Source organism: Chryseobacterium ginsenosidimutans, from assembly GCF_024807225.1.
GTDB lineage: Bacteria > Bacteroidota > Bacteroidia > Flavobacteriales > Weeksellaceae > Chryseobacterium > Chryseobacterium ginsenosidimutans.
Genome location: NZ_JANUCO010000001.1, coordinates 3476209 through 3492945, shown reverse-complemented (window position 1 = coordinate 3492945; position 16737 = coordinate 3476209). Strand labels below are relative to the sequence as shown.

General features: G+C 33.5%; 11 protein-coding genes. 10 read left to right on the top strand and 1 reads right to left on the bottom strand.

Translation table 11 applies throughout. From position 1 onward, the window contains the following. The first annotated feature begins 32 nt into the window (after window positions 1–32). Entirely contained in the window at window positions 33–953 is a 921-nt protein-coding gene (locus tag J3D55_RS16390; protein WP_259132567.1) for a hypothetical protein, read from the top strand. A 74-nt stretch (window positions 954–1027) separates the two neighbouring features. Here J3D55_RS16390 and J3D55_RS16385 read toward each other — a convergent pair whose 3' ends face one another. Then, window positions 1028–1690: a S24 family peptidase gene (locus J3D55_RS16385; protein WP_259132566.1), complete on the bottom strand. Its 663-nt coding sequence runs from the start codon at window positions 1688–1690 to the stop codon at window positions 1028–1030. 867 nt (window positions 1691–2557) lie between these two features. Here J3D55_RS16385 and J3D55_RS16380 point away from each other — a divergent pair. From J3D55_RS16380 to J3D55_RS16340, 9 genes are all read left to right on the top strand, one after another. Beyond that, on the top strand, window positions 2558–2716 hold the full coding sequence (locus J3D55_RS16380) for a hypothetical protein (RefSeq protein ID WP_165602510.1): 159 nt from the start codon (window positions 2558–2560) through the stop codon (window positions 2714–2716). A 381-nt stretch (window positions 2717–3097) separates the two neighbouring features. Further along, the gene (locus J3D55_RS16375; RefSeq protein WP_259132565.1) at window positions 3098–3262 is read left to right on the top strand and encodes a hypothetical protein; all 165 of its coding nucleotides are present in this window, start codon (window positions 3098–3100) and stop codon (window positions 3260–3262) included. 50 nt (window positions 3263–3312) lie between these two features. Continuing rightward, a complete protein-coding gene (locus J3D55_RS16370) occupies window positions 3313–3687 on the top strand; it encodes a hypothetical protein (RefSeq protein ID WP_259132564.1) in 375 nt (124 codons plus the stop codon). A gap of 317 nt (window positions 3688–4004) precedes the next feature. Further along, window positions 4005–8006 (top strand): phage tail protein, encoded by a 4002-nt coding sequence (locus tag J3D55_RS16365; RefSeq protein WP_259132563.1) that lies wholly within the window; start codon window positions 4005–4007, stop codon window positions 8004–8006. Continuing rightward, complete coding sequence (locus J3D55_RS16360) at window positions 8003–9025, top strand: hypothetical protein (protein WP_259132562.1); 1023 nt, start codon at window positions 8003–8005, stop codon at window positions 9023–9025. The genes J3D55_RS16365 and J3D55_RS16360 overlap by 4 nt, the downstream gene beginning before the upstream one ends. A 264-nt stretch (window positions 9026–9289) precedes the next feature. After that, window positions 9290–9700 carry a 5-fold beta-flower protein gene (locus J3D55_RS16355; RefSeq protein ID WP_259132561.1) on the top strand — a complete coding sequence of 137 codons (411 nt, stop codon included), beginning with the start codon at window positions 9290–9292 and terminating at the stop codon, window positions 9698–9700. Window positions 9701–10233: 533 nt separating this feature from the next. Continuing rightward, complete coding sequence (locus tag J3D55_RS16350; RefSeq protein WP_259132560.1) at window positions 10234–11100, top strand: hypothetical protein; 867 nt, start codon at window positions 10234–10236, stop codon at window positions 11098–11100. A gap of 219 nt (window positions 11101–11319) precedes the next feature. Then, window positions 11320–15012, top strand: a complete 3693-nt coding sequence (locus J3D55_RS16345; RefSeq protein WP_259132559.1) for a hypothetical protein — start codon at window positions 11320–11322, stop codon at window positions 15010–15012. A gap of 725 nt (window positions 15013–15737) precedes the next feature. Continuing rightward, window positions 15738–16481: a hypothetical protein gene (locus J3D55_RS16340; RefSeq protein ID WP_259132558.1), complete on the top strand. Its 744-nt coding sequence runs from the start codon at window positions 15738–15740 to the stop codon at window positions 16479–16481. The last annotated feature ends 256 nt before the right edge of the window (window positions 16482–16737 follow it).

Genomic DNA, 16737 nt, shown 5'->3' with positions numbered 1-16737 from the left:
AAAATTAACAATAACAATAAAAAAATAATATAATGGCAATAGCAGAATGCAAAATTTCATTTGAGATAGATTATACGTCTTCCGTGCCAGTAACAAATACAGCTGCAACTGTATCCTACGGGATTCAGGGATCGGGGAATTCAACTGTTATGAATAACGTAAATCCAGATAGTATGGTAAGTCTTCCTGTCCTCCAAGCTCCTGGTGATTACGATTTGACGGTAAAATTATCTGCGGGCGGAGTTGATGCTACAAAGACAAGTTCTTTTACAATAGGGAATTGTAGCTCTTGTAAAGAACCGAAAATTAACAGTGTGCAGGTGCAGAATAATGGTCAAATAGTCATGGATTATTTAGTAGATCCTACAGACCTTGATACTCCGGAATATCAAATAGCAACTGACCCTGATTTCAAAGATATTATTCAGTTAAAAATAGATTTTGATTATACTCAAATTGAAAATGTTTTTATGAATAATGGGAATTTTACTTTTTTGAAAGATTTATACATTAGAGCAAGAAAGCATTGTTCCTATAAGTCTACCGGAACTTCCGGGGTTTCAGGATGGTCCAATGTAGTTAGGTTTACATCTGGAAGATGGGTTCCTCAAAAAGCTCCTTATACTTTCGATGCGTATTGTGTGTCTGGGAAATTTGAAGATCCTATTACAACGGAAGCAAAGATTTGTTTAGCAGGACCTGTATTACTGAAAACAATACATCTTAATACAGTTACTCCGCAGGTGGGAAGTTTTATTTATTTGATGGACGGCAATACCCTTGCATTACCTCCGAATTTAAATAGTTTTGATATTGGTGGAGCAAGTAGCGGATTCAACGAACGTGGAATCAAATGGGTGAGATTTGCCAATGATAATGGATATAAAATTTATGATGTAGAAAAAAACGGTCAGATCATCGGTGTCTCATCTTTCTATAATTGTAATACCTAATGGTGATTATCTAAAAAAACTGAATTAAAATCCTCAATTTTTTGAGGATTTTATTCAGTCAAGTAGTTTTTTAATTATCTTCTGTTGTTTTTTCGTCTTGTACTTATGATATTGAAAAGTTTCGCAACATCCGTAAGGTGAATTTCGAAATCATCATAATATTCATTTAGAGAATGAAGGGTGATTATGCCTTTCTCAACATCATGATTGATGATTCTTTTTACCAGAATTCCTTTCTCTTTGTGTACGATTACAAAATCCCATTTGTCGTAATGCAGCTTACTCATCCAGTAATCTTGTCTTATATTTCTGCACAAAATAATGTCGCCTTCCAGATAGCTTTCGTACGATCCGTTGTCCATGCTGTCTCCTTTCACTTCAAAACACATGTATTCGCCTCGGTGCTCTACATCGTCGGTAAAAGGTATTGTCGGCAAGCTTTCGATGTATTCTTCATCTGCAAAGCTGTTCAGATACCCGGCTTGTGCGTATTGATTCGCAAGCGGAACATTCATGATTTTTAAATCTGCAAAAATGACAGGAGATGCACTATCATCTAGTTTTTTTTCTTGTTCCTCTAATAAATTGGTTACAAAATAGGCCGTCGTTTCAGGTATTTTTCGTTCGCCTTTTTCCCAATATTGTACAGCTCTGGTTCCAACTCCTATAGATTTTGCTATATCAGCCTGCTTCATTTTTAACTTCTTTCTGATTTCTTTGAATTCTAAATAGTTCATTTTGATATGTTTATAGTTATTTATGAAAAAATATGAAAAATATTCGCTTTTTATTTCAAATAAACGAACATTGTTCGTATATTTGTCTCGATATTAAAATGGAACAGCACAAAGATACACAATTATATTTATAATTTAATAGTCCCTTATTATTTAAAAGTCTTACTTGAGTTGTAAAAATTCTTTTAATCAAAAGGTTAAACAATAGTTTTGTACTTAGTGCGTTCTGTAATCAGATTTTATTTTTTTGTTTTATCCGGCGCTAATTAAAACAAAAAAAAGAGTTTTGTTCATGTTGAAGTAATTTAATTAATGAATAAAATGCGGATATTTTTTAATTGATTTAAAAATAAAGCAGCCATTTTGCTCTTTTTGAAAATAAAAGGCAAACCAAAAAATGTAGATTGACATTACTGTTTAGCATATAAAATATCGATTAATTATAGCAATCAGTAAGACTGTTAATAGATTTTAAAGGGTAAATAAAATTTGTGAAACAGGCTCAATTATTTTTAAAGATAATGTAAAACGAAAATAAAGTAATGCGCTCTTTTACAAACAAATTACAAGAAGTAAATGCTCCTGTTTAATTGTTTATAAAGCATCAATTCCTTATAAACATCAACAGAATTATTTACAAAAAGTAAAATGTAGAACAAAGAAGCTGGAGTATCATTTTTATTAGAAAATACCCGGTATCGGCTTCTGACAACCAAAATTTAATAACGCAATTAGACATCTGTTCAAAGGCTTAAAGTTTTGCCTTTAGGGTTTTTATGGACTCAATTGAACGGCAAAAAAGGAAGAAATATGAATAACTGTCTAATTCAAAAATAAAATTTTTTAAAAACTTTTAACCACCAAAAAATGAAACGTAGTAAAGAATTAGTAGAGAAAAGAAAAGATTTTGTTATCGAATATGTAAAACGAAATCAAGATAAACAAATGAAAGTGATCGTAACTGAATTAACGGAAATGTTATTTTTGTCTGAAAGAACGATATATAACATTCTTCTGCAAAGTTAGTTTGTAAATAGGAGAACAAAGTTCGGTATTTATATTCGATATAATGGCAAGCCAACCTCATGATACAATCTTTTAGAGCTGATGTAAACTTATGAAGTAGATCCCGAATTATATATTCTAAAAAGATAAAAAGGATTCAAAGTTATTACAATGTCTTAATAACTAAGCCATACATCAGATGAATTAAAGGGCATCCTGATATCTTTCTCACATTTAATTTATAGGTAAAATACTAGGGTAAAAATGTTTTTGCTTTTCGGTTTCTATTGTTATAAGTGAAACATGAGCCTGAAAAAAATAAAACCGTCTGACCTTGGATTGTTACAAAAATCAATTTCAAAAGATAAAAAAACAATGCCCGTTTAATAAATTTTAGAAACCATGAAAAAGAAGAAAAAGAAAAATAAAGAGAAAAAAGAAAAATTACAAAAGTCTGGCAAAGACATCAGTGACCTTATCGACGAATTAGCCTATGAAAATGAAAATGAAAACATTCGAAAAAGTAAAAGGTTTTTAGACGATATGTACATACTGTGTCAAGAATAATGAGTTGTAAAAAAAATCAAAATTTTAATAAATAATATATAAGAATAAGGATGAATCTGGATAGTATAAAAGCCCTGTTAATAGGAACTGCAATAGCATTTTCGGGAGGGTTATTAAGAGTACTGGTCTCAATACAAAACAAAGAAAAAAAACAGCCGTGGGAGCACTTTATCACATTGGCAATAGTCGTAATCGTTGGTTTTACCATGAGTTATTTAATGAACAGAGCCGAATTGCACGACAAATGGTATTCAACAGGAATCCTATTTGTACTTGGCTATGGCTATGATAAATTCCTGAAAATGATCACTACAAATCTGCCGAATTGGATTGAGAAATCAGTGAACCTTTTTATTGAAACCCGATATGGCGTAAAGACAGATAGACAAACTGACGAGGAAGAAGAAGTAAGAAAAGATTCTTAAAAAACGCTTCACTGCAACTACAGAATCCATCGCTTAAAAAGTAGATAATTCTCCCCGGAAAGTGTGAATTTTGAACATGAAAACTTGAAACCTGAAAACTCAAAAAGAACAATAAAGCAAAAAATATAAGTGGCTCAGCAATACCTGTTTCTCATCGCCAAGTTGAAAAACCACTTCTAATTACTCAAATTCTTTAAAAAAAATCTGCCCTACACGGTTCGATTTTTCACTTCAACAGGTATAGGTATAAAGCGCAACAATATCAGTTGTGCTTTATATACTTTTTAAAATAATATGTAATTAAAAACACCAAGTCAATGAAAGCAGCAAAACCTGTAGAAAAAGACAACAAAAACCATCAGAACCAAAGCAAAAATCAAAAGGCTAAAAAGCCGATGGTTGTACCTCTGCCAATGGTAGAAGCTACTAATATGCAAACGCAAAAACCTGAAGAATCAGTCGTTAACGCCGGATTTGCAAACGCGAATGCCAATAAGATAAACCAGAACGGAAGTATATCACCGGTTCATGGTTCGCAAACCGTTTACGATCAAGGTGCGGAAATAATGTATGGAAAACTTCAAGAAAGTCTGTCGCAAACCGGCGACATCAATCATCCCGATACCAAAAAGATGGAAAAGGGGTATATGACGACTTTGAATATTGATCAAGTGAATGATTATCAAAATCTTAAATCAGGAACTTATCAGCCAAAAACCCTACAAGAACAAGCAGCTATGGCTCAGAGTGCTAAAAGCAATTCTGAATCTGCAAGTCAGGAGATTCCAACGCCTGTTGCTTTGAATGAAGTGCAGCCTGTACAAGATTCTACTGCCACATCAGATGCAAGCGAAGGATTGGTTTTACCTGTAGAGCAAGAAGATGCTGCAGTGAGAACTACCCCAACCGATCCGCATAGTGACCCACAATTCAACCAAACGGTAGATTTGGTTAAAAATACGGCTAAAGCAAAACGTACCCATACGACTAAGGACAAAGCTGAGACTCAAGCCAATGCAGCAGCGGCAATACCAAGCGGAGAACGTAAATCGAAAGCACGTGGTCAGCAAGTAGAAAAGCTTGATCAGCAAAAAACAAATCCTTTTAAAGCTTCAGATTTTAAAGCAAAACTGACCAGCAAAATCAATAAAATGAAATTGCCGACTAATGAAAAAGAAGTCGAAAATTTTGAAGCGCACAACAATATTGCCCAAGTCAATCAATCGGCTGGAGCAGATGTCGTTGCATCCAAAAATAGTGTAACCGGCGGTATTGAAACAGTTGCTAAACAAGAACCAAACGAAGCAAAAATTCAGCCACGTGTAGCAACAGCATTACCTGACCCGAAAATAGGTTCTAAAGTTAATATAAAAGCAATTGTACCCGGTAAACGAGGCGATGCTGAACTCAGCACACCTATTACCCAAGGATACAAAGCGGTTGAGCAACAATTTGAAAAAAATAATATTACCGATGAACAATTGGCAAGCTCCAACGAACCTACTTTTATAAATGCACTCAACGCTAAAAAAGCGGCTAAAGAGAATGCTGAAAATACACCTGGAGCATTTAAAGCTGCCGAAAGCAAAAAACTGGAATCTTCTAAACAAGATGCTCAAGGCAAAACCAACAGCACTATGGAAGGGATGCATCACAGCAGAAAAGAAATGCTGGATGGTGTAACCCAAAAACAACACAAAGCCGGTGAGAAAAATACAGGCAAACATCAGGACGTTGTAGCTCAGTTGAATCAAATTTATGCTGATACTAAAAAATCTGTCGATGGCGAACTGAACGATCTTGAAACCAAAGTAACCCAGTTATTTGACGCCGGTGCTAAAGTTGCTAAAGATGCTTTTGAAAAGTATGTCACTAAAAAAACAGACGACTACAAAGAAAAACGATACGGAAGCTGGTACGATGTTCGTGGATATGGTAAACGTCTAAAAGATGGCTGGAACGGAAAATTACCAGACGAAGTAAATGTATTTTTTACTGAAGGGCGAAAGTTATTCTTAGTAAAACTAGACGCAACTATTGATGCCATTGCCAAACTAGTAACCGACCGATTGAATAGAGCTAAAACCGCTATTACTTCCGGGCGTCAAAAGGTAACAGCATTTATCAAAAACCTTCCTGCCGATGTTAAAAAAGCGATAAAAGGGGATATCGATGCTATTCAGGGACAATTTAAACAACTTGAAAAATCGATAAGTGCAAAAGAATCTTCATTAATCGACTCATTGGTAACCAAATACAACAATACGCTGAAAGAAGTTGATGAGATGGTTGACGAATTTAAAAAACGTAACCAGGGATTCTTAAGCGCTTTAAAAGACGCCACATTAGGAGTTTGGGAAACCATTCAAAATATCAAAAAAACGCTTACCGATATACTTTCGGGCGCATTAGATGTGATTTTATCAATCATTACACATCCGATTGATTTCTTATCAAACCTTATTGACGGAGTTTCGCAAGGATTTACCAATTTCGGAAACAACATCTGGACGCACCTTAAAACAGGCTTCTTCGGATGGCTTACAGGAGCTTCAAAAGGTGTTTCTGTCATCATACCGGAAGATGCATTTTCGTTAAAAGGAATTTTCTCCATTACCATGCAAGTGCTTGATTTAACGTGGGGAGGCATTAGATCTATTGGCGCTAAAGTGATTGGAGAACCCGTAATGAAAGTTCTTGAAACAGGTTTTGAAATGGTGCAGGTCGTTCGTAAAGAAGGCGTTGCCGGGCTTTGGGAACATCTAAAAGACCAATTTGCCGACCTAAAAGAAACGGTAATGGATGCCATTATGGATATCGTCCAAACGCAGGTTATACAAGCGGGAATCAAATGGATTATGGGATTATTGACTCCTGTAGGAGCATTTATAAAAGCAGCAATGGCGATTATAGATGTCGTAAAATTCTTCATCCAACGAGCAGCACAAATCATGGAATTGGTAAAAGCCTTTACCGAAAGTATAAAAGCAATTGCCAGCGGAAATGTAGGTGCCGTAGCCAAATCGATAGAAAACGCATTGGGAAGAGCTATTCCTGTATTGATTGGCTTTTTGGCCTCGCTGTTAGGAATTAGTGGATTGGCAGATAAAGTGGTTGGTGTAATTCGAAAAATACGAGAACGTATTGTGAAAGCGATTACGAAGTTCTGGAATTTTGTTAAGAGCAAGGCTAAAGGATTGATTGGGAAAGTTGGTGTTGGTAAGAAAGATAAGAAGGAGAAGAAAACAAAAGACGAACGTACTACAGCAGAAAAGGAAAGAGATTTAAGAGGTGGATTGAATGCTGCCAAAGAATATGCGAAGAAGACTCAAGATGCCGAAAAAATAAGAAAAAAACTGCCTAAAATAGAAGAGCAATACGATATGAAATCTCTAAAAATGGTTGTTGATAATCAAAATGAGAATGCAAAAACAATACATTTTGAAGGAGAGGTCAATCCAAAAGGACAGACAGAAAAAATTGATATCAAAGCAGAATCATTTGGTGAAATTGCTGTAGGAAAACATCCACTCAAAGGAAAAGACAGGCAGTCACACCATGTTCCTGAAAATAAATTTATGGAAAGAGTCAAAGAGTTTTATGGAAATATTGGCAAAAAATTAAATGGAAATGAAGATTTTAAAGATGTAGCTAATAAACTTTTGCAAAGAGAAGCGGATATAGAAATCAATTTTAAAAATGGGAAAAATTTATCCGCAATTTTATTATATAAAACAACTCATATACATTCCGATAAAGCGGTTCATAGTGTTGAACTACAGGCAGATGCTACAGATAGTGTTGAGAAGCAGGCTACAAGAAATAAAGAGCTTGTATTTATGGGATATGATGAAGGAAGAGAAACTAAGAGAGCTCAAATGAGGGAAGAACATTGGGATAACTTTATTAAAGATGTTTATTTGTTTTTACAACATAAAAATATTAATGTCGAGGATTTTGTAAAAAACAATAAAGATAGTTATGTCATAAAAGTACCAGGTAACAACGCAGGAGTACTAAATATAATTTCCGATGATATTGCTGATCAAATTCAAAAATTATTTAATAAATTCGCTGGTAAAGAAATGCCAAAATCGCAATTACTTAGGCAAAAAAATAAAATTTTAGAACAGATTAACATGACCGTGAATAAAAGTTATCAAGGAGCTTTATTGTCGGGGATTGAGACTGTAGCTACAGCACTTAGTAAAAGTGATGATGACGGAGACAAATCTGAACACCCACAAGCAATAGAGCATTTGAAAATAATAGCAGGACAAATATGGAGAAATCACATTGTAAAACCAATTGAATTATGAAACTAAATAAAATACATCAAGACTTAAAAGAATTGTATAAAGATGAGGAAATAGATATTATTCTAGGTTTTCAATTTGATGATGAAGAGGAAATTGAAAAATGTTTCAATATATTCCGATCTGGTTTTTGGTCTGTTGTTCCTTTTGCATTTGATGATTACAATAATTTTGCTATCAGATTAATGCCTAATAAAAATTTATCAGATTCTCCAGTGATAACAAAAGGTATTGCTGATTTTAGGACGATTTCGCCTAATCTGACTTCTTTTATTGCAATGTCATTGCTTCCACTTTTAAAAGATATTGATATTGTAAATGAGGAAATTAAAAAAAACTGGCGATTACTTGAGGAACTTTCATTACCGTTTAGAGAATATACGGATAGTTTAGACTCATTGATATTTTTAAAAGAGTATTTGGATGATGAAAATAAATTGAAATATCTGGAAAATCCTTCGGAGTTTTACACCAAAGTATATTTAGACTTTTGGAATCATTATTACGATACTCCCCAACAGAAAGAATATGCTAAACTAATGCAGTCAATGATGGATGATAAATCATATCTTTCAGACTTTGAAATAAAAGATTATGGCATCTGGAACACGAGAGCTTATAATGCTTTAGCCCAAAGAGCTTATTCAAAAACAAATTATAAAAATGTTGTAGAGTTTGAAAGATATAATTTTCAAAGCGTTATTCAACCTAATGGTTTTGATCCTGTAGAATATGCTTTTGATATTTTACCTCATGCAACATCAACAAGTTTTGAATTAGATGGTATAATCTCTTTTTTTGATACAAATCCAGATTTAGAATGGGAATATTCAAATAATATCAAAGAACATCCATTATTTAAGGTTTTAGAAATTATTAAAAAAAATAAAAGTTCATACAATGGAGACGCTCATATAGAAGCTGCCAAGATAATAGACGAAGAATTAAAAGATCCTATTATGGCATGGGATGCTTTAGTAAGTGCAGGATATTGGAGTGGCGTAAATTTTGGAGAAACCTAATATGAATGCTTGGAAAGCTGCCATTGATTTGTCTGAAAAACATGGTTGGACAGAGATTAATGAGGTTTTAATAGATCAATTAGAATTTTATAATCATTATAAAGATAAATTTTAACTATTTAAAAAGGCGAAATTTCATTCAGAAATTTCGCCTTTTTTATTGAAATAAAACTCGTTATCTTTAGATTAGCATACCAAGATATGCAAACATAAAATTTTAATCAATATTTGGATAAATAAAACAAACCATTAAAATCTTAAACCATGAAAAAAACACTATTCATTTGTATCCTTCTATTCAATCTTTCCATTGTAAGTGCACAAACGATAGAATCGGGAAGTCACAGTACGGCGGGGTATATCAAAAGTGATGGTACCGTAGAAAACAGCAGCCATTCCACAGTGGGTTATATCAAAAATGACGGTACTATTGAAAATAAAAGTCACAGCACCATTGGTTATATCAAAAGTGATGGTACGATAGAAAACAAAAGCCATTCTACCGTGGGTTATGTAAAAAGTAACGGTACGGTAGAAAACAGCAGCCACTCAACCATTGGTTACATTAAAGACGATGGAACAGTAGAAGGTAGCAGTCATGGTACTATCGGCTATGCTAAAGGAGTAAAAAAAGAATGGGCAGCGGTGGCTTTTTTCTTCTTTAAAATGAATTAATAATCAGTTCTGCGAGGAAGAAACTATCTTTTTAGAGATATAAATTAAAAAAATAAGGCTTGGATTTTATAATCTGAGCCTTTTTCTTTGTTTATTCTTCCAGGATCCGACAGCGTAAGAATATTGGGATTTCCTCTTTTCTAAAAACATTCAATCCTAAAAAATAATTCTTATTGCAACTACAGAATAGTGGAGTCAAAAAACTTTTAAAAGAACAAAAAAAACTTGAATTTTGAACTTTAAAATCAAGCAATAAATCATTTGATTCTTAAAAAATAATGCTTGCTGCAACTACAGAATAGAGAGATCCAAAAACTTTTATAAGAATGAAAAAAAGATGAATTTTGAACTTTGAAATCAAACAATAATCATCCGATTCTTAAACATAATGCTTGCTGCAACTACAGAATAGAGAGGTTCAAAAACTTTTACAGGAACAAAAAAAAGATGAATTTTGAACTTTAAGCATAAATCTAATTATCACCAAAAATCATTATGCCAAAAGCATAGGCAATAAAGAATAGTAAAATAGTATGGAAAATAAATTAACCACAAGAGAAGAGCTGAAAACCTATTTTGAAACAGAAAAATATCCGACACAAAGTCAATTTTCGGATTTGATAGATTCTTTAAAACATAAGGAAGACGTCTTGACAAATAAAGAAATGGTCATCCTTGCCAATAGTTTGGCAACTTTGGAAAACGGATATGTTCAATACATTACACGTAATGATAGACATTTTAAATTTCCTATAGTTGTGAGCCAACAGGATGCAGAAGATCAAGTGATCGAAATGGGCAATACCAACGGTTATGACAAAAAACAATACTTTTTGGGAAATGCACCTTACACCATTAAAGCTAAAAAATTCGAAATGGAAAAATTAGAGAAATACGAATACTATCATGTGTCTTACAGGATCGATTCAGACACTGACGTATCTACTAGGATTTTCGGAAACAATCTGCCTGCGATTCCGGAGGGATTCGAATTTGGAACAGTGAAGGATAATTGGTTTTACTTTCAATTATACAAGCAAACTTCTGATCAGCAAATAGATATCGTAAACACAAGTATTAAATTTGTTAATAAAACTGAAGCACCCATTCAATACAGATTAGAAGGAGGTTCGGGTAACTGGGCTGATAAATACAGAGCGGGAGACACCGTTACCGATCATTACAGTTTTGGGGATTACCTGTACTTGTGGTACAAAGCAGATCTTCGGGAAATCGATAAGTCTATAGAATGCAAGGTGTTTGATACAAATGACGACAGGCTTTTAATGACATGCTACTTAGATGCCGGACGAAACAATCAGGATATTTGGGGTGGTGGTCAAGTTTTGGGACTCAGAGATGTAAGAATCGAATGCGACTATCAAAGTGGAGGTAAATAGAATTACTTTAAAAAAGCTAATCAGAATTTTTTTTGATGAAATAAATAGGCGAAAATAACCTTTCGATAGGTTTTATGTGCCTGTGAAACAGTTTGATATATACGTTCTGTATTTACAAAATTCTCTATTCACCGTTTTTCTTAACGATCCTAACTCAAGCATCATAAAATTTATAGATGATACGATTCTATAATTCTAAAACAAAAATCAATAAAACTCATGTCAATACCATTAAATACGATATACAGCTACTTCGAATCCGGTGATTTTCCAACTCAGGAACAGTTTCAGGATTCATGGTCCTCATTCTGGCATAGAGACGAATCTATTCCTACCAATAAAATTACCGGATTAGATAGTTTATTACAGAATAAAGCAGACAAAAATATTTTTGACACCCATGTTTCAAACCCGGATTCTCATAGTAATTATTTAGCAAAAAAAGACGCATCTAATCTAAACAGTGAAAATATTCAGTCCTGGAAAACAACTTTGGGAGTTAAAGAATTACTAAGCAATTTAGCTACTTTTGATGATGGTACGAATACTGGGAACGTTTATACAAAAAATCAGAGTGATGGTAAGATTCAAGTTGTTCAGGACGGATTAACCAATCTGAATACGAACCTTCAATATAAAGCCGATAAAAGTACGTTTGATAGTCACGTTTTGTCAGCAGATTCTCATGTTAATTATTTAGCTAAAAGAGATGCTTCCAATCTAAACAGTGAAAATGTTCAATCCTGGAAAACAACTTTGGGAGTTAAAGAATTGCTTAGCAATTTAGCGACTTTTGATGATGGTCACAATTCTGGCAACGTTTATACGAAAGACCAAAGTGATTCAAAATATATGTTTTTGAATGAGTTTTTGAATGACGATCATAAGATTTTAGCAGAAAAAATAGAAGCTCTGGGTTTAACGACCTTGATAGAAGCTGCAGAGAAAAATATTTCAGACTTTGCATTGAATTCCACAAAATATAAATTTGAGAATAACGATTTTATCGCTGTTCCGGATGAAAGAGGTAATTTCTCCTTGCATATGTTTAAAGGCGGCGAAAAGACAGAAAAAGGGAATTATCTGCCGACAGGAATTTCCAATGTTACAATCGGAATGGTAGAAGGTCTTCAGGGAGAATTGAATAAAATTCAAGTTGTTCAGGACGGATTAATTAATCTGAATACGAATCTTCAATATAAAGCCGATAAAACTACGTTCGACAGCCATGTTTCAAACCCGGACTCGCATACTAATTATTTAGCAAAAAAAGACGCCTCTAATCTAAACAGTGAAAATGTCCAATCCTGGAAAAATACTTTAGGCGTTAAAGAATTACTAAGCAATCTAGCCACTTTTGATGATGGTCACAATTTTGGAAACGTTTATACGAAAGACCAAAGTGATTCAAAATATATGTTTTTGAATGAGTTTTTGAATGGCGACAATAAGATTTTAGCAGAGAAAATAGAAGCTCTTGGTTTAACAACTTTGATACAAGCTTCAGAAAAGAACATCTCAGACTTTGCATTGAATTCCGCAGCGTATAAATTTGAAGATAACGATTTTATCGCTGTTCCTGATGAAAGAGGTAATTTTTCATTGCATATGTTTAAAGGCGGCGAAAAAACAGAAAAAGGAAATTATCTGCCGACAGGAATTTCCAATGTTACGATCGGAATGGTAGAAGGACTTCAGGGAGAATTGAATAAGATTCAAGTTGTTCAGGATGGATTAACCAATCTGAATACCAATCTTCAATATAAAGCCGACAAAAATATTTTTGATACCCATGTTTCAAACGCGGAATCACATACTAATTATTTAGCAAAAAAAGACGCCTCTAATTTAAACAGTGAAAATATTCAGTCCTGGAAAACAACTTTGGGAGTTAAAGAATTGCTAAGTAATCTAGCGACTTTTGATGATGGTCACAATTTTGGAAACGTTTATACGAAAGACCAAAGTGATTCCAAATACATGTTTTTGAGTGAGTTTTTGAATGGCGATCATAAGATTTTAGCAGAGAAAATAGAAGCTCTTGGTTTAACAACCTTGATACAAGCTTCAGAAAAGAGTATTTTAGATTTTGCATTGAATTCCGCAGCGTATAAATTTGAAGATAATGATTTTATCGCTGTTCCTGATGAAAGAGGTAATTTCTCCTTGCATATGTTTAAAGGCGGCGAAAAGACAGAAAAAGGGAATTATCTGCCGACAGGAATTTCAAATGTTACGATCGGAATGGTAGAAGGACTTCAGGGAGAATTGAATAAGATTCAAGTTGTTCAGGACGGATTAATCAATCTGAATACGAATCTTCAATATAAAGCCGATAAAGCTACACTTGACAGCCACGTTTTATCATCAGATTCACATACTAATTATTTAGCAAAAAAAGACGCCTCTAATCTAAATAGTGAAAATATTCAATCCTGGAAAAATACTTTGGGCGTTAAAGAATTGCTAAGCAATTTAGCGACTTTTGATGACGGTCATAATTTTGGAAACGTTTATACGAAAGACCAAAGTGATTCAAAATACATGTTTTTGAGCGAGTTTTTGAATGGCGACAATAAGATTTTAGCAGAAAAAATAGAAGCTCTTGGTTTAACAACCTTGATACAAGCTTCAGAAAAAAACATTTTAGAATTTGCATTGAATTCCGCAGCGTATAAATTTGAAGATAACGATTTTATCGCTGTTCCTGATGAAAGAGGTAATTTTTCATTGTTTATGTTTAAAGGCGGCAATAAGACAGAAAAAGGTAATTATTTGCCGACCGGACTTTCGAATATTACGATCGGAATGGTAGAAGGTCTTCAGGGAGAATTGAATAAGATTCAAGTTGTTCAGGACGGATTAACCAGTCTGAATACTAATCTTCAATATAAAGCCGATAAAAGTACGTTCGATAGCCATGTTTTGTCATCAGATCCCCATGTTAATTATTTAGCAAAAAGAGACGCATCTAATTTAAATAGTGAAAATATTCAGTCTTGGAAAACAACTTTAGGAGTTAAAGAATTACTAAGTAATCTAGCGACTTTTGATGATGGTCACAATTTTGGAAACGTTTATACGAAAGACCAAAGTGATTCAAAATATATGTTTTTGAGTGAGTTTTTGAATGGTGACAATAAGATTTTGGCAGAAAAAATAGAAGCTCTTGGTTTAACGACCTTGATAGAAGCTGCAGAGAAAAATATTTCAGACTTTGCCACGAATTCCACAAAATATAAATTTGAAAATAACGATTTTATCGCTGTTCCTGATGAAAGAGGTAATTTTTCACTGTTTATGTTTAAAGGCGGCGAAAAGACAGAAAAAGGGAATTATCTTCCAACCGGACTTTCGAATATTACGATCGGAATGGTAGAAGGTCTTCAGGGAGAATTTAATAATCTGAATAGCAACCTTCAATACAAAGCCGATAAAGCTACATTAGACAGCCATGTGTGGTCATCGGACTCGCATATTAGTTATTTGGCAAAAAGAGACGCTTCCAATTTGGATTATGACAATGTTTATAACTGGCAATCGACTTTAGGAATTAGAGAATTGCTGGAGCACAGAACGAATTATAAAATGTACAGGGCTCTCTTGCGGGTAGATGACAAATCCTTTGAACCTACATTTATCGTATTAGAAAATACAATTGGAAATATTGACTGGAAACGCAATGATGTCGGATTCTATACCGGATTGCTGGAAAAAGCTTTTCCCGAAGGCAGAGTTTGGATCAATAGCAAAATAAATATACCCTTTAATAAATCATCTCCGGTAGATTGTGTGGCAGTAAGGTCTGATGATAATGTGGTAAATCTAAATATTGTTACCCAAAGAGATTATATTCCTGTTGATGTGGAAGGAGAATTCGGGATTATCGAAATTTATGTCTATGAAAAATAAGAGTTGCTGCAACTACAGACTAGGAAGGGCAAAAAACTTTTATAAGAGCAAAAAAAGAACGAATTTTGAACTTTAAATCATCACTAATAATTGCATTCCAAAAGCAATTCAAAATACATGATTAATTACTAAAAATGTAACCTCAATCGAGTAGGATGCTCTTAAAAGGGGAGCCTTTTACTCTTGAAATATTGGAATTTTCTGATGCGCGATCATTAGAATCTCATCCAGGAAATAGAATAGTCGGTTGTAAGATCTATTATTTTTCTTTCAAGAGCAGATAACAATTCCGTGAGAGCGAAAGATTGATTCTTGAAAAAAGTAGGAATTCCGGTAGGAGAAAGACTTGTAACAACAACTGCTTCGGCAGTTTCGTAAGGCTTTCTAATGTGAACAGCTTTTCGGTTGAGGTTTATTTTTTAGTGATAAATTTTTAGATTTTTCAAAAAGTTTAAAACATCAGAAATACTTAATTACTGCATTTAGAGAAAGCAGAAAATAAAAATTGATCAGAGAAGATAAAGGAGGTTAAATTCTGAAATTAAATCAATAATTATTTGATTGTCAAAAATATAAGAGTTACTGCAACTACAGACTAGGAAGGACGAAAAACTTTTATAAGAACAAAAAAAGGATGAATTTTGAACTTTAAATCATCAATAACAATTCATCTAGGAAAAGCAATTATACGGAGAACATCAGCATTAAAAAAACATCAAAATACTATGGAAGAAAAAAATAAATTAGCCACAAGAGAAGAATTAAAAACCTATTTTGAAACAGGGGATCGCCCTACCCAAAATCAATTTTCAGAACTTATAGACAGTTATGTGCTTCTAAGCGAGTTTAATTTTGGACTGGATGTAAAAGCAACAGGAACGAGTAAGAAAAAATACTATCATTTCTATGTCGCTGAAGATATGGAAAAATCCAGTAGAGGGCATATAAACATAGAAGATGAAGCCGAAAATTTACCAGAGGAAATAGAATATTACAAACATGTTCTAAGTAGATCTGTAGGGTATAAATGTTTAAACGTAAAATTGTCAAACGAATTAGAAATCGAAAAATATCAGCCGAAGATCATTATAAAACGTTACAAACAGAAGAAAAAACTTAAAAGTGGCTATTTAAAAAAAGCCGGTTTTTACCAGGAGCTTCCATTGGATGCAGAATCTTGGGGCAGACAATCCGAATATCCTGTAACGGCTAATGAAATGGTGATAGACATTAATCCTATTAACTATTTCAGACCTAATGAAGATTATAAAGAGTTTTATCCATCGGGTACATTTAACAGACCGGGTTCATTTAAATATTCAATTTTTCATAGAAAACCATTTTCTCTTATTCAGATGTTTTTAGAAATTGATATTAATGGCATAAAAGTCAAATCGCATCCCGTTGATATAAAAATTATTTTGGGATCAAGACACGAGCAAGATTTAATCAATTATATTATTAATTAATAAAAAATAAATAATCGCAATCGAGTAAGATGTTCTGTAACAGGAAACCTTTTGCTCTTGAAATATTGGAATTTTCTGATGTGCGAGCATGAGAATCTCATCCAAGAACAGAATAATGGCTTATGGCTGAACTGTTATTTTTTTTCAAGAGCAGATACTATTTTCGTGAAAGCGGAGTATTGATTCTTTAAAAAGTAGGATCCCAGTCAGAGAAGGATTTTCTAAAACAGCTGCTGCGGCAGTTTAGGTAAGACCT

What these genes read in the sequence shown, in the direction of transcription:
- J3D55_RS16390 (WP_259132567.1), top strand. Translation starts at nt 33, where the DNA reads ATGGCAATAGCAGAATGCAAAATTTCATTTGAGATAGATTATACGTCT.
- J3D55_RS16385 (WP_259132566.1), bottom strand. Translation starts at nt 1,690, where the DNA reads ATGAACTATTTAGAATTCAAAGAAATCAGAAAGAAGTTAAAAATGAAG.
- J3D55_RS16380 (WP_165602510.1), top strand. Translation starts at nt 2,558, where the DNA reads ATGAAACGTAGTAAAGAATTAGTAGAGAAAAGAAAAGATTTTGTTATC.
- J3D55_RS16375 (WP_259132565.1), top strand. Translation starts at nt 3,098, where the DNA reads ATGAAAAAGAAGAAAAAGAAAAATAAAGAGAAAAAAGAAAAATTACAA.
- J3D55_RS16370 (WP_259132564.1), top strand. Translation starts at nt 3,313, where the DNA reads ATGAATCTGGATAGTATAAAAGCCCTGTTAATAGGAACTGCAATAGCA.
- J3D55_RS16365 (WP_259132563.1), top strand. Translation starts at nt 4,005, where the DNA reads ATGAAAGCAGCAAAACCTGTAGAAAAAGACAACAAAAACCATCAGAAC.
- J3D55_RS16360 (WP_259132562.1), top strand. Translation starts at nt 8,003, where the DNA reads ATGAAACTAAATAAAATACATCAAGACTTAAAAGAATTGTATAAAGAT.
- J3D55_RS16355 (WP_259132561.1), top strand. Translation starts at nt 9,290, where the DNA reads ATGAAAAAAACACTATTCATTTGTATCCTTCTATTCAATCTTTCCATT.
- J3D55_RS16350 (WP_259132560.1), top strand. Translation starts at nt 10,234, where the DNA reads ATGGAAAATAAATTAACCACAAGAGAAGAGCTGAAAACCTATTTTGAA.
- J3D55_RS16345 (WP_259132559.1), top strand. Translation starts at nt 11,320, where the DNA reads ATGTCAATACCATTAAATACGATATACAGCTACTTCGAATCCGGTGAT.
- J3D55_RS16340 (WP_259132558.1), top strand. Translation starts at nt 15,738, where the DNA reads ATGGAAGAAAAAAATAAATTAGCCACAAGAGAAGAATTAAAAACCTAT.